The sequence below is a fragment of the Streptantibioticus rubrisoli genome, from assembly GCF_024436055.1.
Classification (GTDB): Bacteria; Actinomycetota; Actinomycetes; order Streptomycetales; family Streptomycetaceae; genus Streptantibioticus_A; species Streptantibioticus_A rubrisoli.
Genome location: NZ_JANFNH010000047.1, coordinates 21,066 through 38,552, shown reverse-complemented (window position 1 = coordinate 38,552; position 17,487 = coordinate 21,066). Strand labels below are relative to the sequence as shown.

The 17,487-nt window shown below is 72.7% G+C and carries 15 protein-coding genes; 7 read left to right on the top strand and 8 right to left on the bottom strand.

Annotated elements, in window-relative coordinates; all coding sequences use genetic code 11:
* Positions 1–67 precede the first annotated feature (67 nt).
* The 3 genes from NON19_RS27720 (at position 68) to NON19_RS27710 (ending at position 5,212) form a co-directional block, all read left to right on the top strand.
* Positions 68–1,066 (top strand): AAA family ATPase, encoded by a 999-nt coding sequence (locus NON19_RS27720; protein ID WP_255931846.1) that lies wholly within the window; start codon positions 68–70, stop codon positions 1,064–1,066.
* Positions 1,067–1,463: 397 nt separating this feature from the next.
* Positions 1,464–2,753, top strand: coding sequence for a DUF58 domain-containing protein (locus tag NON19_RS27715; protein ID WP_255931845.1), 1,290 nt, complete (start codon positions 1,464–1,466; stop codon positions 2,751–2,753).
* Positions 2,750–5,212, top strand: a complete 2,463-nt coding sequence (locus NON19_RS27710; RefSeq protein ID WP_255931844.1) for a transglutaminase TgpA family protein — start codon at positions 2,750–2,752, stop codon at positions 5,210–5,212. The genes NON19_RS27715 and NON19_RS27710 overlap by 4 nt, the downstream gene beginning before the upstream one ends.
* A 63-nt stretch (positions 5,213–5,275) precedes the next feature.
* On the opposite strand, the gene NON19_RS27705 is transcribed toward NON19_RS27710, so the two are convergent.
* The 3 genes from NON19_RS27705 to NON19_RS27695 all read right to left on the bottom strand — a co-directional run bounded on the left by NON19_RS27705 (position 5,276) and on the right by NON19_RS27695 (position 7,304).
* Positions 5,276–5,680 carry an SCO2097 family morphological protein gene (locus NON19_RS27705; protein WP_255931843.1) on the bottom strand — a complete coding sequence of 135 codons (405 nt, stop codon included), beginning with the start codon at positions 5,678–5,680 and terminating at the stop codon, positions 5,276–5,278.
* 263 nt (positions 5,681–5,943) lie between these two features.
* Positions 5,944–6,699 (bottom strand): methyltransferase, encoded by a 756-nt coding sequence (locus NON19_RS27700; protein WP_255931841.1) that lies wholly within the window; start codon positions 6,697–6,699, stop codon positions 5,944–5,946.
* 110 nt (positions 6,700–6,809) lie between these two features.
* Positions 6,810–7,304, bottom strand: coding sequence for an SAV_6107 family HEPN domain-containing protein (locus tag NON19_RS27695; RefSeq protein ID WP_255931840.1), 495 nt, complete (start codon positions 7,302–7,304; stop codon positions 6,810–6,812).
* 220 nt (positions 7,305–7,524) lie between these two features.
* On the opposite strand from NON19_RS27695, the gene NON19_RS27690 reads away from it, so the two are divergent.
* The 4 genes from NON19_RS27690 (at position 7,525) to NON19_RS27675 (ending at position 12,502) form a co-directional block, all read left to right on the top strand.
* The gene (locus tag NON19_RS27690; protein ID WP_255931839.1) at positions 7,525–8,328 is read left to right on the top strand and encodes an ATP-binding cassette domain-containing protein; all 804 of its coding nucleotides are present in this window, start codon (positions 7,525–7,527) and stop codon (positions 8,326–8,328) included.
* Positions 8,300–10,387, top strand: a complete 2,088-nt coding sequence (locus NON19_RS27685; protein ID WP_255931837.1) for a YhgE/Pip family protein — start codon at positions 8,300–8,302, stop codon at positions 10,385–10,387. The genes NON19_RS27690 and NON19_RS27685 overlap by 29 nt, the downstream gene beginning before the upstream one ends.
* A gap of 19 nt (positions 10,388–10,406) precedes the next feature.
* Positions 10,407–11,009, top strand: coding sequence for a TetR/AcrR family transcriptional regulator (locus NON19_RS27680; protein WP_255931836.1), 603 nt, complete (start codon positions 10,407–10,409; stop codon positions 11,007–11,009).
* A gap of 68 nt (positions 11,010–11,077) precedes the next feature.
* A complete protein-coding gene (locus NON19_RS27675) occupies positions 11,078–12,502 on the top strand; it encodes a phytoene desaturase family protein (protein ID WP_255931835.1) in 1,425 nt (474 codons plus the stop codon).
* A gap of 571 nt (positions 12,503–13,073) precedes the next feature.
* Here the strand turns inward: NON19_RS27675 and NON19_RS27670 are convergent.
* The 5 genes from NON19_RS27670 to NON19_RS27650 all read right to left on the bottom strand — a co-directional run bounded on the left by NON19_RS27670 (position 13,074) and on the right by NON19_RS27650 (position 17,455).
* Positions 13,074–13,850: a hypothetical protein gene (locus NON19_RS27670; protein ID WP_255931834.1), complete on the bottom strand. Its 777-nt coding sequence runs from the start codon at positions 13,848–13,850 to the stop codon at positions 13,074–13,076.
* 59 nt (positions 13,851–13,909) lie between these two features.
* Positions 13,910–14,827 (bottom strand): methylenetetrahydrofolate reductase [NAD(P)H], encoded by a 918-nt coding sequence (gene metF, locus NON19_RS27665; RefSeq protein ID WP_255931833.1) that lies wholly within the window; start codon positions 14,825–14,827, stop codon positions 13,910–13,912.
* A 59-nt stretch (positions 14,828–14,886) separates the two neighbouring features.
* Positions 14,887–15,570 (bottom strand): thiamine phosphate synthase, encoded by a 684-nt coding sequence (gene thiE / locus NON19_RS27660; RefSeq protein ID WP_255931832.1) that lies wholly within the window; start codon positions 15,568–15,570, stop codon positions 14,887–14,889.
* A gap of 39 nt (positions 15,571–15,609) precedes the next feature.
* The gene (locus NON19_RS27655) at positions 15,610–15,984 is read right to left on the bottom strand and encodes an Rv2175c family DNA-binding protein (RefSeq protein WP_372514316.1); all 375 of its coding nucleotides are present in this window, start codon (positions 15,982–15,984) and stop codon (positions 15,610–15,612) included.
* 253 nt (positions 15,985–16,237) lie between these two features.
* Positions 16,238–17,455, bottom strand: coding sequence for an NAD(P)/FAD-dependent oxidoreductase (locus tag NON19_RS27650; RefSeq protein WP_308213745.1), 1,218 nt, complete (start codon positions 17,453–17,455; stop codon positions 16,238–16,240).
* Positions 17,456–17,487 lie beyond the last annotated feature (32 nt).

The window sequence follows — 17,487 nt, the reverse complement described above, 5'->3', positions numbered from 1 at the left end:
GGTTGCGACGGGCCGCTCCCATGGGAAAGGGCACCAGCCCTGCCGCACATGGGCCTAGGAGGGCCGGGTGACGACCTTTGACGCACGAGCGAGCCTCAGCGATCTGACCACCACCGTCGACCGGGTGCGGCGTTCGGTGGAGAACGTGATCGAGGGCAAGCCCGAGGTCGTACGGCTGGCGCTGACCGTGCTGCTCGCCGAGGGGCACCTGCTCATCGAGGACGTGCCGGGAGTGGGCAAGACGATGCTCGCCAAGGCGCTGGCCAGATCCATCGACTGCTCGGTGCGGCGCATCCAGTTCACCCCCGACCTGCTGCCCTCGGACATCACCGGGGTCAGCGTCTTCGACCAGCAGCGCAAGGACTTCGAGTTCAAGCCGGGCGCCATCTTCGCGCAGATCGTGGTGGGCGACGAGATCAACCGCGCCTCGCCCAAGACGCAGTCCGCGCTGCTGGAGTCGATGGAGGAGCGACAGGTCACCATCGACGGCAGCACGTACGAACTGCCCAGTCCCTTCATGGTGATCGCCACCCAGAACCCGGTGGAGATGGAGGGCACCTACCCGCTGCCCGAGGCGCAGCGGGACCGCTTCATGGCCCGGGTGTCGATCGGATACCCCAGCCCCGAGGCCGAGTTGCAGATGCTGGACGTGCACGGCGGCGTCAGTCCGCTGGACGACCTGCAAGCCGTCGCGCACGCCCATGAGATCACCAAGCTGGTGGAGGCGGTGCGGCAGGTGCACATCGCGCCCGGGGTGCGGCGGTACGCGGTGGACCTGGTGGGTGCCACCCGGCACCATCCGGAGCTGCGGCTGGGCGCCTCGCCGCGCGCCACGCTGCACCTGGTGCGGGCGGCACGGGCCGCCGCGGCGCTGGACGGACGGGAGTTCGTGCTGCCAGACGACGTTCAGGTGCTGGCGCCAGCGGTGCTGGCGCATCGCCTACTGCCCACGGCGCAGGCGCAGTTGAACCGGCGCACACCGGAACACGTGGTCGCCGAGATCGTCCGCCGCACCCCGGTCCCCGATCCGTACGGCCCCGGACAGCGCGGCCGGTCCTCCCGGTGAGCACGCGTACGGCTGGCGCCGTTTCCGCGGATCGCGCCCGGGCACGGGCGCGTTGCGCACCACCGGGCCGCCCGGGTGCCAGCCGGGGTGCGGTGGGTTCGGCACCGCCGGGCCGCGGCGTTGTGGGTACTCGCCGTGGCGGCGGGCCGTTGCCGCCGGGGTGTCGCGCGCCGGAACGCGGTCTGTTCGGGGCGAGTCGCACACTGTCGTCGCCGTATCCAGCGCCGAACCGCGCGTGCTCCGGGGCGAGTTGGGCGGCATGGTGCCGCGCCGCCGAAGGACGGTTCGCCGCGGTGATCACTTTCCGCCGCGGCGGCGTGCGGCCCCCGCGGCGGATACCGGCCGGGTCAGAGCGGGCGCGGTCCATGGCAGCCCGCCGGACCCGCGGAGCCGTGTCATGACCGCGCGCGAGCGGGCGCTGCGGGACGCGCTGGGCGGACTGACCACCCGTGGCCGGTCGTTCCTGGCCGCGGGACTGGCGGCGGGCGTCTGCGCGTACGTCCTGGGACAGCCCGACCTGCTGCGGGTCGGCCTGCTGCTGGCCGCGCTGCCGCTGGTCTGCGTGGCCGTGCTGTACCGCACCCGCTACCGGGTGACCAGCACCCGTCGGCTGAGCCCGGCGCGGGTGCCCGCGATGTCCGAGGCCCGGGTGCTGCTGCGGGTGGAGAACGTCTCCCGGCTGCCCACCGGCCTGTTGATGCTGCAGGACCGGGTGCCGTACGTGCTCGGCCCGCGCCCGCGGTTCGTGCTGGACCGGGTCGAGCCGGGTGGCCACCGGGAGGTTGCCTACCGGGTCCGCTCCGATCTGCGCGGCCGCTACCCGCTGGGGCCGTTGCAACTGCAACTGGTGGATCCGTTCGGCATGTGCGAGCTGACCCGGTCGTTCGCCACCGCCGACATGCTGACCGTGGTCCCGCGCACCGAGCCGCTGCCCGCGGTACGGCTGGCCGGTGAGGCGTCCGGGTACGGGGACAGCGGCTACCGCGCGCTGGCACTGGCCGGTGCGGACGATGTGATTCCGCGCGGCTACCGGTACGGCGACGACCTACGACGGGTGCACTGGCGGTCCACCGCCAAGTACGGGGAGCTGATGGTACGCCGCGAGGAGCAGCCGCACCGGGCGCGCTGCACCGTGCTGCTGGACACCCGGCGCGAGGCCTTCCACGGCGCCGGGCCCGACTCCCCCTTCGAGTGGGCGGTGACCGGTGCCGCGTCGATCGCGGTGCACATGCTGGAGCGCGGTTACACGGTGCGGCTGCTGACCGACACCGGCAGCTGTGTGCCGGGCCCCGACGGGGCCACCGGCTCGGGGGCGGGCGCGGACTCCTCGGAGACGGCCGGGCTGCTGCTGGACGCGCTGGCGGTGGTGGACCACTCCGAGGGCGCCGGGTTCTCCGCCGCGCACGAGGTGCTGCGCGGCGGCAGCGAGGGCCTCGTGGTGGCCTTCCTCGGCGAACTGGACGAGGAGCAGGCCGCGGTGGTGGCCCGGATGCGGCAGCGCACCGGCGGCGCGGTCGCCTTCGTGCTGGACGGACGGGAGGACGGCACATGGGCGGCGGGCCCGCTGCGGACGCTGCGCGAGGCGGGCTGGACCGCGCTGCCGGTACGACCCGGCGACCGGCTCGCCGATCTGTGGCGGCAGGCGGACCGTTCCGCCTCGGCCAGCCGGACGAGGGCCGGGCGATGAGCGCGGGCGCACGGTTGACGTTCTGCGCGGCCCTGGCCTCGTTGCTGACGGCGTGCTCGCTGCTGCCACTGGCCACGCCGACGGTCTGGCTGGTGCAGGCCACCGCGCTGGTGCTGGCGCAGTCGGCGGTGGGCGCGGTGGCGCGGCGGATCCCGCTGGCCAGGCCGCTGACGGTGGCGGTGCAGGCGGTCGTGTCGCTGGCCCTGCTGGCGGTGGTGTTCGTCCCGGACCAGGCGGTGCTCGGCGTGCTGCCGGGTCCGCACGCGATCGGCGGGCTGGGCCGGCTGCTCGGCGACGGGGTACGGGATGTCGGCCAGTACGCCACCCCGGCCCCGGTGACCGCCGGAATCCGGCTGATGCTGGTCGGCGGTGTGCTGGTGGTCGCGCTGATCGTGGACGTCCTGGCGGTGACCTGCCGCAGCGCCGCACCGGCCGGGTTGCCGCTGCTGGCGCTGTACTCGATCGCCTCCGGGCTCGGCGAGGGCGGCGGGCACTGGCTGTGGTTCCTGCTGGCGGCGGGCGGCTACCTCCTGCTGCTGCTCGCCGAGGGCCGGGACCGGCTCTCCCGCTGGGGCCGGGTGTTCGGCGGCGCGGCCCGGCGTCCCGGGCCCGCGGCGGGCGCTGCCGGGCGGGACGCGGTGGCGCCGGTTCGCACCGGGCGGCGGATCGGCGCGCTGGTCCTGGGCCTGGCGCTGGCGGTACCCGCCGTGTTGCCCGCGATGGGCGGCGGGCTGCTGGACGCCGCCGATCCGGACGGGCCGCTCGGCCACGGCGGGGGCACCATCACCGCGGTCAACCCGCTGGTGTCGTTGCAGAACAACCTCAACCAGCCCAGCGACCGCGAGGTGCTGCGCTACCGCACCACCTCCCCCGACGCGCTCAGCATGTACCTGCGGGTGATCACCCTCGACCAGTTCGACGGCACCTCCTGGAAGGCCTCGCCCCGCAGCGTCACGGATGTACCGGGCACCCTGCCGTCGCCCGCGGGGCTCGCCCCGGGGGTGCAGGTGAATCAGGTGGCGACCTCGATCTCCGCCGCCTCCTGGTACGCGCAGAGCTATCTGCCGCTGCCCTACCCGGCGACCAGGGTGCGGATCGGCGGCAACTGGCGGTACGAGCCGGAGGGTCGCACCCTGGTCGGCGACCACGGGCAGACCACGGCGAACGCGCAGTACCAGGTGGCCAGCCTGCTGGTGGAGCCGACCGCCCGGCAGCTCGCCGCCGCGCCGCCCGCCCCGGAGCGGATCCAGCACGAGTACACCCAGGTGCCCGGTTCGCTGCCGGGCGAGGTCCGGCAGACCGCGGAGCAGGTGACGCGGGGCGCGACGAACAACTACGAGCGCGCGGTCCGGCTGCAGAACTGGTTCACCCTCACCGGAGGCTTCACCTACGACACCCGGGTCCAGGAGGGCAGCGGCCCGGACGCGATCGTCCGCTTCCTCCACGACAAGCGGGGCTTTTGCGTCCACTTCGCCTTCACCATGGCCGCGATGGCCCGCACCCTGGGCATTCCGGCCCGGGTCGACGTGGGCTTCGTCCCCGGCACCGAGCAGCCGGACAACTCCTGGTCGGTCGGGCTGAAGGACGCGCACGCCTGGCCCGAGCTGTACTTCGAGGGGATCGGCTGGACCCGCTTCGAGCCCACGCCGAGCCGGGGCAGCACCCCCGACTACACCCGGGACACCAGCACCCTGCCCAGCGGCCATGACCCGGCCGGTCCCCAGCAGGGCGCCAGCGCGGCACCGTCCGACAACCCGTCGGCCGGGACGGCCTGCTCCGGGGTGGGCCAGCACCGCGCGGACGACTGCGGCGGCGCGGACCAGCCGTCGCTCAGCGCGCCGACCGGCGGCAACGGCCCGGGCGCCGGGCTGCTGGCGGGTATGGCCGGTGCGGTGCTGCTGGGCCTGCTGTGCGTCCTGCCGATGGTGTGGCGGTCCCGGCTGCGCGCCGCACGGCTGGGCCGCGCCGACGGCTCACCAGGCGGCGGGCTGACCGCGTGGTTGCGGCGTACTGACGGCTGGCCGGTCGACACGGCACACGGCGCTGACGGCGCGCCGGACGGCCGGGTGCTGGCCGCCTGGCGGGAGTTGGTGGACAGCGCCTGGGACTACGGCGTGCTGCCGGACGCCGCCCAGACCCCGCGTCGGGCGGCCGACCGGCTGGTCAGGGTGGCACGGCTGGACGACGACGCGGCGCGGGCGGCGCGCCGGTTGGCGGCCGCGGTGGAGCAGGCGCTGTACGCCCCGGCGCCGGGCCCGGTGGCGGAGGTAGCGCACGACGTCCGGCGGGTGCGGCGGGCGCTGTACGCCGGGGCCGACCGGTTCACCCGGGTTCGGGCGGTGCTGGCACCCCGGTCGGCGGCTCGGTTGGGCTGGCGGATCGCGGACCGGTGGGCACACGTGGCACGCCGGGGGCGCGAGGTGGCGGGGCGCGCGGCGGCGGTGGTCAAAGCGCGTTGAGGGGCGCGGGCTCCGATGGAGTTCCGCGCCCCTCAACGGCACGCTGTGCTGAGGACTTCCGGCTCAGGGACCCTGCTGCTCATCGCGGCGGCGCTGCCACCGCTCCTCGATGCGGTCCATCACCCGTCCCTTGCGCCGGGGGTGACGGCCGTACGGCCCCGAGGACATGCCCATGCCGGGCTGCTGCTGAGCCGGTTTGACGGAGCGCCGCCAGCCGGTGATCGCGAGTGCGGCGCAGCCCAGCATGACGAGGAAGCCCACCACACTGATCCAGATCTGCTGGGCGACCATTCCGGCCATCAGCAGCGCGATGCCGACCAGGAAACCCGCTACCGCCTGGTAGACACGCCGCCGAGTGAACGTGCGCAGCCCGCTTCCCTCAAGCGCCGACGCGAACTTGGGGTCTTCGGCATACAGCGCTCGCTCCATCTGCTCAAGCATGCGCTGCTCGTGCTCCGAGAGCGGCACGGAGTCCTCCTACTCGTCGGTCGCAGGGCGCGACCGGTACGACCCTTTCAGGATAGGCAGGGATTCGTCCCCGTGAAACCCGCCCCTGAGCGCCGATCCAGCCGCCGGTGCGCTTGTCGCGTACCCGCTTCGGTGACGAACACGGCGGACCGAGGAGTGCATTCCCCACCCGTCAGTTCGTCATGCTGCCGTTGCTTTACCCAGATGATACGTTCCGCAGCCCTGGAACGGGCGGGCCTGTGACGGACTGCTCGCCGGGCTCGTCAGCCGCGGTGGGCGAGCACGTGCAACTGGGTCGCGATCGAGTGGAACGCGGGCAGTTCGGCGGCGGCCAGCTCCAGCTTGAGCAGTGCGTCCAGGGCGCCGGGCTCGGTGTCCACCAGCACTCCGGGCACCAGGTCCGCGAAGACGCGCACCCCGTGGACGGCGGCGACCGCCAGGCCCGCGTCGGAGACCAGGGCGGTCAGGTCGTCCGCGGTGAAGCGGCGGGGCAGCGGGTCGCCCTCGCCCCACCGGCCGTCCGGGTCGGTGAGCCCCTGCCGGGCCTCGGTGAAGTGCCCGGCGATGGCCCGGGCGAGCACCGCGCCGTTGCGGCTGGCGGCGAGCAGGCTGAGGGTCCCGGACGGGCGCAGCGCGCCCACCACGTTGCGCACGCCCTCGGCCGGGTCGTCGAGGTACTCCAGCACGCCGTGGCAGAGCACCACGTCGTAGGAGGACGGCGCGACCACGCCGAGCAGGCCATGCGCGTCGCCCTGCACCCCGCGGATCCGCTCGGTCACCCCGGACTCGGCGGCCCGCCGCTCCAGCCCGAACAGCGCGTCAGGGCTGGGGTCCACCACCGTCACCCGGTGACCGAGCCTGGCCACCGGAACCGCGAAGTTCCCGGTGCCGCCGCCGGTGTCGAGCACCTCCAGGGTCTCCACGCCCGAGGCTTTGGCCTGCCGTTCCAGGGCGTCCTTGAGCACCTCCCAGACAACGGCGGTTCGCAGGGACGCTCGGGGGCGCAGCGGATCTGACACGGCGGGGCGGCTCCTCGGCGCGGCGTGCCCGGGCTGTTGCCCTGGCACGGAACTTGACGTCGGCCTCCACCTTAATGGCCTGCGACCGGGAACCTCCCTTGCGTCAGGCACTACCGAAGGGGCGGCTGGAGCCCCAGCATCCGTTCCACCAGGCGCAGGAACATGCCCGTGGCGCGCACCAGGTCGTCCGCCTCGCGCCAGCTCGCGGCACCGGGTATGCCCGCTTCCGCACGGGCCCTGCGGCTGGCGCCGGAGGCGAACAGGGCGCTCCACTCGGCCAGTTCGGGCGCCACCTCGGGCAACACCTCCCACGCGCTGCGGATGCGCTGCCGTCGGCGCCCGGTCGGCTGCGGGCGGGCTCGGACGGCGAGCACGGCGGCGGCGGTGCGTAGCGCGGCGAGATGGGCGGTGGCGTAGCGCTCGTTGGCGGTCGGCAGGACCGCGGCTTCGTCGAGGCCGGTGTGGGCCTGGGCCAGTAGGTCGAGGGCGGCCGGCGGTGCGGCCATCTTGCGCAGCACAGGGTGGACATCGGTGGGCGGACCGGATACCGGACCGGTGGCGGCGCGACGGTGGCGTGCGTGAGCGTTGGCGGTGGTGGCAGCCATGACGACCTCCTGTCTTCGGACTCCTGCCTTCCTGCGGACGACGGTGCGAGTCCGTCCACGCTCATAGTGGGGCAGACCACTGACAATCGGCTCTGACCTGCGAAAACACCAGGAACCGCGGTCTAGTTGACGCTTTTGGCGACCCCCGCCTAGGTCGTTTTGGACGTCATGCGGCATACTTTTGAACTGACCAGTCAGTTCAAAATTTGAGGGAGGGCACGTGGGTCGGCACACCGATGCGCATCCGGACACCGCCGCACCCGGCGGTGCGGGGGTCAGCGCGGACGGGTACGGGCTCAAGGGGCCACGCGGCTGGGTGTTCCGGAACGTCACGTTCGAGGCGCCGCCCGGTGGCCTGGTCGCCATCGAGGGGCCGTCCGGCTCCGGCCGGACCTGCCTGCTGCTCGCGCTCACCGGCCGGATGCGCGCCACCGAGGGCCACGCCGAGGTCGCCGGACACCGTCTCCCCAAGGCCCTTACCGCGGTCCGCCGGTTCAGCGGGCTCGGTCCGGTGGCCGGCGTCGCGGAACTCGACCCCTCGCTGACCGTGGGCGAGCACCTGCGCGAACGGGCGTTGCTCCAGCGCCGGTTCGACGGCTCGCCGCGCGCCCTGCTACGGCCGCGCCGCGAGCGCGCCGCCGAGGACCGCGCCCGGGCGGAAGCGGCCCTGGCGGCCGCGGGACTGGACCTGGAGACGCTCCCCAAGGGGCCGCGTACCTATGTGCGGGACCTGGAACGGCTGGAGGCGCTGCGGCTGGGCGTCGCTCTGGCCCTGATCGGCCGCCCGCGGGTGCTCGCGGTGGACGACGCCGACCACAAGCTGTCCGCCGAGGACCGGGTGGCCGCCTGGGCCGCCCTCAGGTCGATCGCCGCCGCCGGAACCACCGTGCTCGCCGTGTGCGCCGAGGCGCCCGAGGGCGCGATCACCGTGCGTACGGGCGACGGACGCACCACCACCAGCAACGAGACCACCGAGACCGAGGAGGGGTCGGCGCATGCGTTCGCCGAGGCTGGCCGCGATTGAGCTGCGCAAGTTCGGCAGGGGACGGCTGCCGAGGGCCGCGATGGCGGCGCTGCTGCTGCTGCCGCTGCTCTACGGAGCGCTGTACCTGTGGTCGTTCTGGGACCCCTATGGGCGCTTGAACAAGATTCCGGTGGCGCTGGTCAACGCCGACCAGGGCGCGACCGTGGGCGGCAAGAAGATCACCGCGGGCGATGACATCGTCGCCAAGATGCGCGGCAACGAAAGCGGCTTCGACTGGCAGGAGACGGACGCCGCGCACGCCGCCAAGGGCGTCGAGAACGGCAGGTACTACCTGTCGCTGACCATTCCGGCCGACTTCAGCCGCCGCATCGCCTCCAGCGCGGGCAACGACCCGCAGACCGGCGCCCTGCAGGTGCGCACCAACGACGCCAACAACTACATCGTCGGCACCATCTCCCGCTCGGTCTTCGCCCAGATACGGTCGGCCGCCTCGGCCAACGCCTCAAAGGGCTTCTACGACAAGATCTTCGTGTCGTTCGCCGACATCCACGACAAGACACAGCACGCGGCACAGGGCGCGGGCGACCTGCACGGTGGCATCGACAAGGCCCAACAGGCCACCGGCAAGCTGGCGGACGGTCTGAACACCGCCAAGGACGCCAGCGACCGGATCGGCGACGGCCTCGGCTCGCTGCAGTCCGGCAGCCGCGACCTGGCCAGCGGCGCGCACACCCTGGCGGACGGCACACAGCAGTTGGCCGACAAGGTCAACGGACTCACCGACAACTACGGCGCGTTCCTGAAGTCGAACAGCAAGCAGATCGGTCTCACCGCCCAACTGATCGCGGACGTCACCCAGCAGATCCGCGACAACCTCGGCGACCTGCCGCAGAAGTCGTCCAGCATCGCCACCGCCGCGCAGACGGCGGCGGACCTGTCCCGCAAGTACTACGACGCACGTTGCGGCAGCGCCCCCCAACCCGGCGCGGACTGCGCCACGTTGAAGGACATCGCGGACATCAACGCCCAGCAGGCGAGCGACGCCAAGAGCCTCGACGCCTCGCTGAAGACGGACTCCTCCGCGCTGGACAAGCTGGACGGCAACCTCAAGACGCTGCAGCAACTGGCGCAGCAGATCGCCGACAACGCACCGAACCTGTCCTCCGACCTGGACACCGCGGTCGCCAAGATCAACGCCCTGAACAAGGGCGCGCACGACGTCGCCAACGGCGCCGACGGTGTGCGGGAGGGCGCGGGCACCGCCAAGAGCGCGGTGGACACCCTGGACTCCGGCATCGGCGACCTCCAGGCCGGGGCACAGTCGCTCAACGGCGGCATGTACAAGCTCTCCGACGGCTCCAACACCCTGGCCACCGGCCTGAAGGACGGTGTCCGGCAGATCCCGGACTACGACGCGAAGGACCGCGACGCGCGCAGCGGGGTGATGTCCGACCCCGTGCAGTTGCTGTCCCAGGCGACGCACAAGGCGTCGACCTACGGCACCGGTTTCGCCCCGTACTTCATCCCGCTGTCGCTGTGGGTGGGCGCCATGGTGGCGTACATGCTGATGCAGCCGCTGAGCAAGCGCGCGCTGGCCGCGGGCGCCCCAGGGTGGCGGATCGCGTTCGCGGGCTGGCTGCCGGCCGCGGTGGTCGGCGTGCTCCAGGTCGCCGCGCTGCTGGCGGTGCTGCACTGGGCGATCGGCCTGCAGATGGTACGGGCCGCGGGCACCATCGGGTTCCTGGTCCTGGTCAGCGCCTGCTTCGCGGCCATCGTCCAGTGGCTGAACGCCCGCTTCGGGCCCGCGGGACGGGTGCTGGTGCTGGCCCTGCTGATGCTCCAGCTCACCTCGGCGGGCGGCACGTACCCGGTGCAGACCTCGCCCGCGTTCTTCAACGCGATCCACCCGTTCCTGCCGATGAGCTACGTCGTCGACGGACTGCGCCACCTGATCACCGGCGGCGAGCTGTGGCCGGTGTGGCGGGCGTGCCTGGTGCTGCTGGCGTTCACCGCGGGCTCCCTTACGCTCACCGCGTGGAGCGCGCACCGGAAGCAGGTGTGGACGGTGGATCGGCTCCACCCCGAAATCAGCTTGTGACGGGGAGGAGAATCGGCGCATGAACAGCGCAAGACGCCAGGCCACCCGGCAGCGGCTCTACGAGGCCGCGGTCACCCTCATCGCGGAGAAGGGGTTCTCCTCCACGACCGTGGACGAGATCGCCGAGCGCGCCGGGGTCGCGAAGGGCACCGTCTACTACAACTTCGCGAGCAAGAACGACCTCTTCGAGGAGTTGCTGCGGCACGGCGTGGGGCTGCTCACCCAGTCCCTGCGCGAGGCGTCGGAGAACGTGATCGCCCAGGGCGGCAGCCGGGTGGACGCGCTGGACGCGATGATCCGGGCGGGACTGGTCTTCATCGGCCGCTCCCCGTCGTTCACCCAGCTGTACGTCGCCGAACTGTGGCGCACCAACCGGGCCTGGCAGTCGACCTTGATGATGGTCCGCCAAGAGGCGATCGCGGTGGTGGAGAAGGTGCTGCGGGAGGCGGTGGACCGCGGCGAGCTGAGCGACGAGATCGACGTGCCGCTCACCGCGTCCGCGCTGTTCGGCATGGTCCTGGTGGCCGCGCTGGACTGGCAGGCCTTCCAGCCCGACCGGGACATCGACGATGTCCACGCGGCCCTGTCCCGCCTGCTGCAGGGCCGGGTGGGCGGCGGCTGAGGCGCCGGGACCGGCGCGGCCGGTCCCGGCGGGGGTGACTGTCAGTGGTGACCGATACAGTCCCTGACATGGCACGGATCGCGGTAATCGGCGCGGGTATGGGCTCGCTGGCGGCCGCCGCCCGGCTCGCCACGGGCGGCCACCGGGTGGCGGTGTACGAGCGCGCGGAGACGTACGGGGGTGGCGTCGCCCGGTACGAGCGGGACGGGTTCGCGTTCGACACCGGTCCCGGACTGCTTCATCTGCCCGCCGTCTACCGTGACTTGTTCATCAAGACGGGCAAGGAGACGCTGGAGCGCAGCGTCGAGCTGAGCCAGGTGGATCCGTCCAGCTGCCATCTACTGCCGGAGGGCACACGGTTCGCGCTGCCCAACGCCTCGCGCGCGGGCGTGGTCGCGGCGCTGGACGAGGCGTTCGGCTCTGGTGCGGGCGAGCGCTGGGGCGAGGTGATGAACAGGGCGCGGTCGGTCTGGGAGGTCACCCGCCGCCCGCTGCTGGAGGACACCCTGGCCGCCGACACCGGGCCGCTGGGCCGCGACCCGTACCCGGCGCGGCGGCACGGCCTGTTCGGCCGCCCCGCGCGCACGATCGCCGAGGTCGGCCGCCGCGAACTGAGACACCCGGGCCTGGCCTCCCTGCTGGCGGGCTACGTGCTGGGGTACGGGTACGACCCGGCCACCGCTCCGGCTAGTGCGGCCGTGCTGCCGTACATGGAGCAGACCTTCGGCTCCTGGTACGTCGGCGGGGGCCTGCGGGCACTGGCCGACGCGGTGTTCGAGCGCTGTACGGCGCGCGGGGTGGAGTTCCACTTCGGGGCCGAGGTGACCGAGGTGGTCGAGAAGGACGGCCGCGCGGTGGGGGTGCGGCTCGCCGACGGCACCCTGGTGGAGGCCGACACGGTGGTCCGCGGCACGCCGCGCGAGCCGCTCGCGGTGGATCTGGGCCGGTTCACCGTGCTGCTGGCGCTGCGCGGGCCGCGACCGGCCGGGACGGCGCACCGCACCCTGGTGCACGGTACGGACCGGCCGCATGACGGCAGGCCGGGTACTCCGCCGCCCACGGTGACGGTGCTGCGGCCCGATGACCCGCGGCTGCGGCCGGACGACGCGCACGAGTCCGTCACCCTGACGGTCACCGTGCCACCGCAGGGGGTGGTGGACTGGACGGCGCCGGGCTACGCGGAGGCGTTCGCCGACCGGGTGGTCGAGGTCGCCGGGGTGGCGGTTGCGGGGTTGGCCGAGCGGATCCTGTGGCGTGAGGTGCGGACCCCGGTGGACACTGAGCGGCTCACCGGGGTGCCCGGTGGGGCGGTGCCCGGCCCGGCGCTGGCCGGGGCGTCGGGTGGGTACCTGCGCACCGGCAACCGCGCTTCGGCGTCCGGCCTCTATCTGGTGGGCGGCTCGGCCCATCCCGGCGGTGGGCTGGCCCACGCCGGGATGTCCGGCGCCATCGTCGCCGACCTCATCGCCGGCGGGCCGGGGGGCAGCAGGTAGACCTCTGGTCCGGTTTGGGCCGCTGGGGCTGCGGGTGCGGTTCGACCTCCGGTCCGGGTGTCTGACGCCGGGGCTGCGGTGCGCTGCGACCGCCGGGATCCGCCGTGGGGGTTGCTCGCCGTCGCGGCGGATCATTGATTGGGGCACGCCCCCAAGGCCCCCGAGTGCGGTGTGCGCTTCGACCGCCGAGGTCCGCCGTGGGAGTTGCTCGCCGTCGCGGCGGATCATTGATTGGGGCACGCCCCCAAGGCCCCCGAGCGCGGTGTGCGCTTCAAGCGCCGTGGTCCGCCGTGGGGTTGCTCGCCGTCGCGACGGACCATTGATGGGGACACGCCCCCAAGGCCCCCGAGCGCGGTGTGCGCTGCTGCGGCGGGTCTTTGCTTTGAGGCGAGCCCTCAGATCCCCAACCCCCCCCCAGTGTCGCGGTGCACTTGGGCCTAACGGCGCGCACGCCGATCAGGCTTTCGCCTCAACGAGGCCCGCCGCGCCAGGGTTTGGGGGCTTTGCCCGCAAAGGACCGCCCCAGCGTTGGAGCTGCCGCGCGCCAGGAATTCCGGGGCCGCCGGAGGCCTTAGTAGTGGTACGGGTCGTAGGGGTCCGTGGGTTGGGGCTGGTCGTGGGTGGGGGGTGCCTGTTGGGGAATGTGGGCCTGTTCGGGGTGGTACTCCGGGTTCCAGACGCCGCCGGGCGGCGTCTCATAGCCGTACTGCGCGGTGGCGTATGGATCCTGCGCCGGATAGGCGTACTGCTCGTACTGCGGATACGGCTGCTGCTGACCGTATCCGTAGGCCGCGTTGCCGAAGACATCCTGCTCGTACTCATAGGACGGCTGCTGCTGCCACCCGTACCCCTGGTAGCCCCCGGTGGGCTGCGACTGGTACGCCGCGTACTCCCCCGTGTCGTCCGGCATCGGCATCGGTGAGTACACCTGCGCGTACTCCTCGGTGCCTGTGCCGGTGCCGTACGGCTCGAACTCGGCGGCCTCCGGCGCCGGTTCGGGCTCGGCCGGGGGCTGCTCCGGCGCCGCCGGTACGTCCGCCGGGGCCGAACTCCCCGTACCGCGGCCCCCCTTACGGCGGCGGCTGGAGCTCGGCCGTCCGCCGAGCGCCCAACCGGCGGCGAAGCCGCGCCGGTACGACAGCGTGACGAAGGTCTGCCCCGTCCCGAACGCCGCCGCGCCCAGGCAGATCACGATCACCGACGGCAGGGCCACGCCCACGACCACACCGCAGAACCCGGCGAAGGCCAGCAGCCGCCAGCGCAGCCGCGCCTTGTACTGGAGCAGCACCTCGCCCAGCAGCCAGAGCGCCACGACACCGAACGCGATGTAGAGCACCGTGTAGCCCATGCGCGCACTTCCTTTTACCGTTCACCGCCGTCGTATCCCCGGGGCAGCGGATCCGCCCGCTACGACCTTCGGTGCAGACCGAGATTCTCGTAGATTTCCAGCGATGCCGTGGAGTGGTTCAGGGTAATGAAGTGCAGCCCCGGGATGTCCTCGTCCATCAGTGTGCGGCACATCTCGGTGGCGAACTCCACACCGATGGCCCGCACCGCCGCCGGGTCGTCCTGGACCGCGAGGATCCGTTCGGCCAGCGCGGGCGGGAACGGCGCGTTGCCCAGCTGCGAAAAGCGCTCGATCTGCCGGACGTTGGTGACCGGCATGATCTCCGGAATGATCGGCGTCTCGCACCCGGCCTTGGCCGCCCGGTCCCGCAACCGCAGGTAGTCCTCGGCGTTGAAGAACATCTGGGTGATGGCGAAGTCGGCACCCGCCCGGCACTTCTCCACGAAGTACCGCGTGTCGGACTCCAGGTCGACGGAGCGCGGATGCATCTCGGTGAAGGCCGCCACACCCACGCAGAAGTCCCCGGACTCCTTGATCAGCGCGACGAGTTCCGCCGCGTAGCGCAGGCCCTGCGGATGCGGGACCCACTCCCCCATCGGGTCACCGGGCGGGTCGCCGCGGACCGCGAGCATGTTGCGGATTCCGGCGTCCGCGTACTGCCCGATGATGTTGCGCAGTTCGGCGACGGAGTGGTTGACCGCGGTCAGGTGCGCGCACGGCGTCAGCGTGGTGTCGGAGACGATGCGGTCGGTCGCGCGCACCGTTCCCTCGCGGGACGAGCCGCCCGCGCCGTAGGTCACGGACACGAAGGTCGGCTGGACGGCCTCAATGCGACGGATGGCGTCCCAAAGGATCCGCTCGCCCTTGTCGGTCTTGGGGGCGGCGAATTCGAAGGAGTAGGAGCGCTCGCCGGACGAGAGCAGTTCTCGAATGGTGACCGCGCGATCGGTCCTGGTGGAAGGGGTTCCGAGGGCCATGTCGTTCAGGCTAACGGCCAGCGTGGACGGTCCGTAACCAGCTTCCACGATATGGGCCGCTATGACGGACTTCCGTCCGCTCCCCGGACGGTCTTGGCAAGTCGGGCGGCCACCTCGGCCGGGTCGTCCGCCTCGGTGAGCGCCCGGACCACCACGATCCGGCGCGCTCCGGCGGCCAGTACCTGCTCGACGTTCGACAGGTCGATGCCGCCGATGGCGAACCAGGGCCGCTCGGTGGCCAGCCCGGCCGCGTACTCCACCAGCGGCAGGCCGGGAGCGTGCCGCCCCGGCTTGGTGGGGGTGGGCCACACCGGCCCGGTGCAGAAGTAGTCCGCACCGGGCTCGGTGGCGGCCGCGGCCGCTTCGGATTCGGCATGGGTGGAGCGTCCGATGACCACCTCGTCGCCGAGGATGGCGCGGGCGGCGGGCACCGGCAGGTCACCCTGTCCGAGGTGCAGTACGTCCGCGCCCGCCGCGTGGGCGACGTCCGCGCGGTCGTTGACCGCCAGCAGCTTGCCGTGCCTGCGGCAGGCCTCGTGGAAGACCGCGAGGTGTTCCAGTTCCTCGGCGGCTTCCATGCCCTTGTCCCGCAGCTGCACGATGTCCACCCCGGAGCCGAGGACCGCGTCCAGGAACTCGGGCAGATCGCCCTGGCGCTTGCGGGCGTCGGTGCACAGGTAGACCCGTGCGTCGGCGAGCTGTGCGCGCAGCGCGCGCCCACGGTTCTCGGCGGTGGTGGTCATACGGTGGCGCTCCCCCTGGTACGGGTCAGACGGCTCGGGTCAGACGGCGAGCGCCTGGGCGCGGCGCTTCACCTCGGTCCCGCGATTCTCCCGCAGGGCTTCGACGGGGGTGCCGGGGAGGGTCGGGTCGGCGGTGAACAGCCACTCCAACGCCTCTTCCTCGGTGAAGCCGTCGTCCTTGAGCAGCGTCAGCGTGCCAGCGAGGCCCTTGATCACCTTGCCGGTGCCGATGAAGTCGGCGGGGACCATCAGGACCCGGTTTTCGCCCCGGCGGACCGCGATGAGCTGACCCTCCTTGATCAGCTGGCGAACGCGGGTCACTTCCACGCCGAGGCGTTCGGCGACGTCGGGCAGGGTGAGCCAGGAAGGCACGAGGGCGTCAATCTTGGGGTCAATCGACGAGTAACCAGTCACGGGGACAAGCGTGCCATCCCGCACCGACAACCGGTACCCGACGGGCTCCGTCCGGACGGCGCCCGTACGGCGCCCTTACGGTGCGGAGTGCGGTGTCCTGCCCGACAGTCACTCTTACGGCTGCCCGCCGCCAGGGGCCTCCGGCCGGGATCTCGCGGTGGGCTGCGGTGCCCGTGGACCCGGGGCTGCACCGTGGGAGTTTGCTCGGCGTCGCGGCGGGATTTTTCTGGGCGAGCCCCGGGCCCGCAGGGCCTCACGCCGCGCTGAGTACCGCGGCCTTCAGCGGGATCGCGGGGTCGGCGGCGGCCGTGGGGTCCAGTTGGGTGCCGCGTTCGATCAGTTTGCGGCTCTGGGCCAGGTCACGGGGGCGGCCCACGGCGAGCAGGGCGACCAGCACGCCGTCGCGCAGCCAGCACACCGACCACGCCGGACCGTCCGGATCGCCGCGCCGCAGCACCTGGTCGGCGTCGGTGTGGTGGCCCGCGTACTGCACGAAGCGGCCGAACTGCTCGGACCAGAAGTACGGCACCGGGTCGTAGCGCACGTCCCCGCCCAGCAGGTTCGCCGCCGCCGTGCGCGGCCCCTGCACCGCGTTGTCCCAGTGGTGGATGAGCAGCCGCTCGCCGTAGCGGGCGGACGGGAACGAAGCGCAGTCGCCGACCGCCATGACCTCCGGCACCGACGTGCGCAGCCGGTCGTCGGCGCGTACCGCCCGGTGCTCATCCAGTTCGACGCCGGAACCGGCCAGCCAGCCGGTCGTCGGGCGCGCCCCGATGCCGATCACCACCGCACCGGCGAGCAGCCGGGTGCCGTCGGCGAGCAGTACGGCGCCGGGCTCCACCCCGGCGACCCGGGTGCCGGTGAGCAGCCGTACCCCGGCCTCCTCGTACCAGCCGCGCATCGGCGCGGCGATCTCCGCGGGCAGCACCCCGGCCAGCGGCAGCTCCGCGGCCTCGACGACGGTCACCTCGCAGCCGGACTCGCGGGCCGCGGTGGCGAACTCCGCGCCGATCCACCCGGCGCCGACCACGACCACCTGGCGCTTGGCGGCCAGTACCGGCCGCAGCGCGTTGGCGTCGTCCAGGGTGCGCAGCATGTGGACGCCCGGCACTCCGGCCGCGCCGGGCAGCGTCACGGGTTCCGCGCCGGTGGCGATCACCAGCCGGTCGTACGGGAGCGTGCCGCCAGCCGTGACGACCTGCCGGTCGGCCGGGCGCAACGCGTCGGCGTGCTGGCCGAGCCGCAACTCGATGTCGAGCCCGGCGAAGTCCACGTCGAAGGCGGAGCCGTCGGCCGCGCCCAGCAGTACGGACTTCGACAGCGGCGGGCGGTCATACGGATGGTGCGGTTCCGCACCGAGCAGTGTGATCGATCCGCTGAATCCGTGCTCGCGCAGCGATACCGCGGTCTGCACCCCGGCCATCCCGGCCCCGACCACCACGACGCGGCGCACGCTCTGCTCATCCCTCACGCGATCACGGTAGCGCCGTACGGCGCGGAATC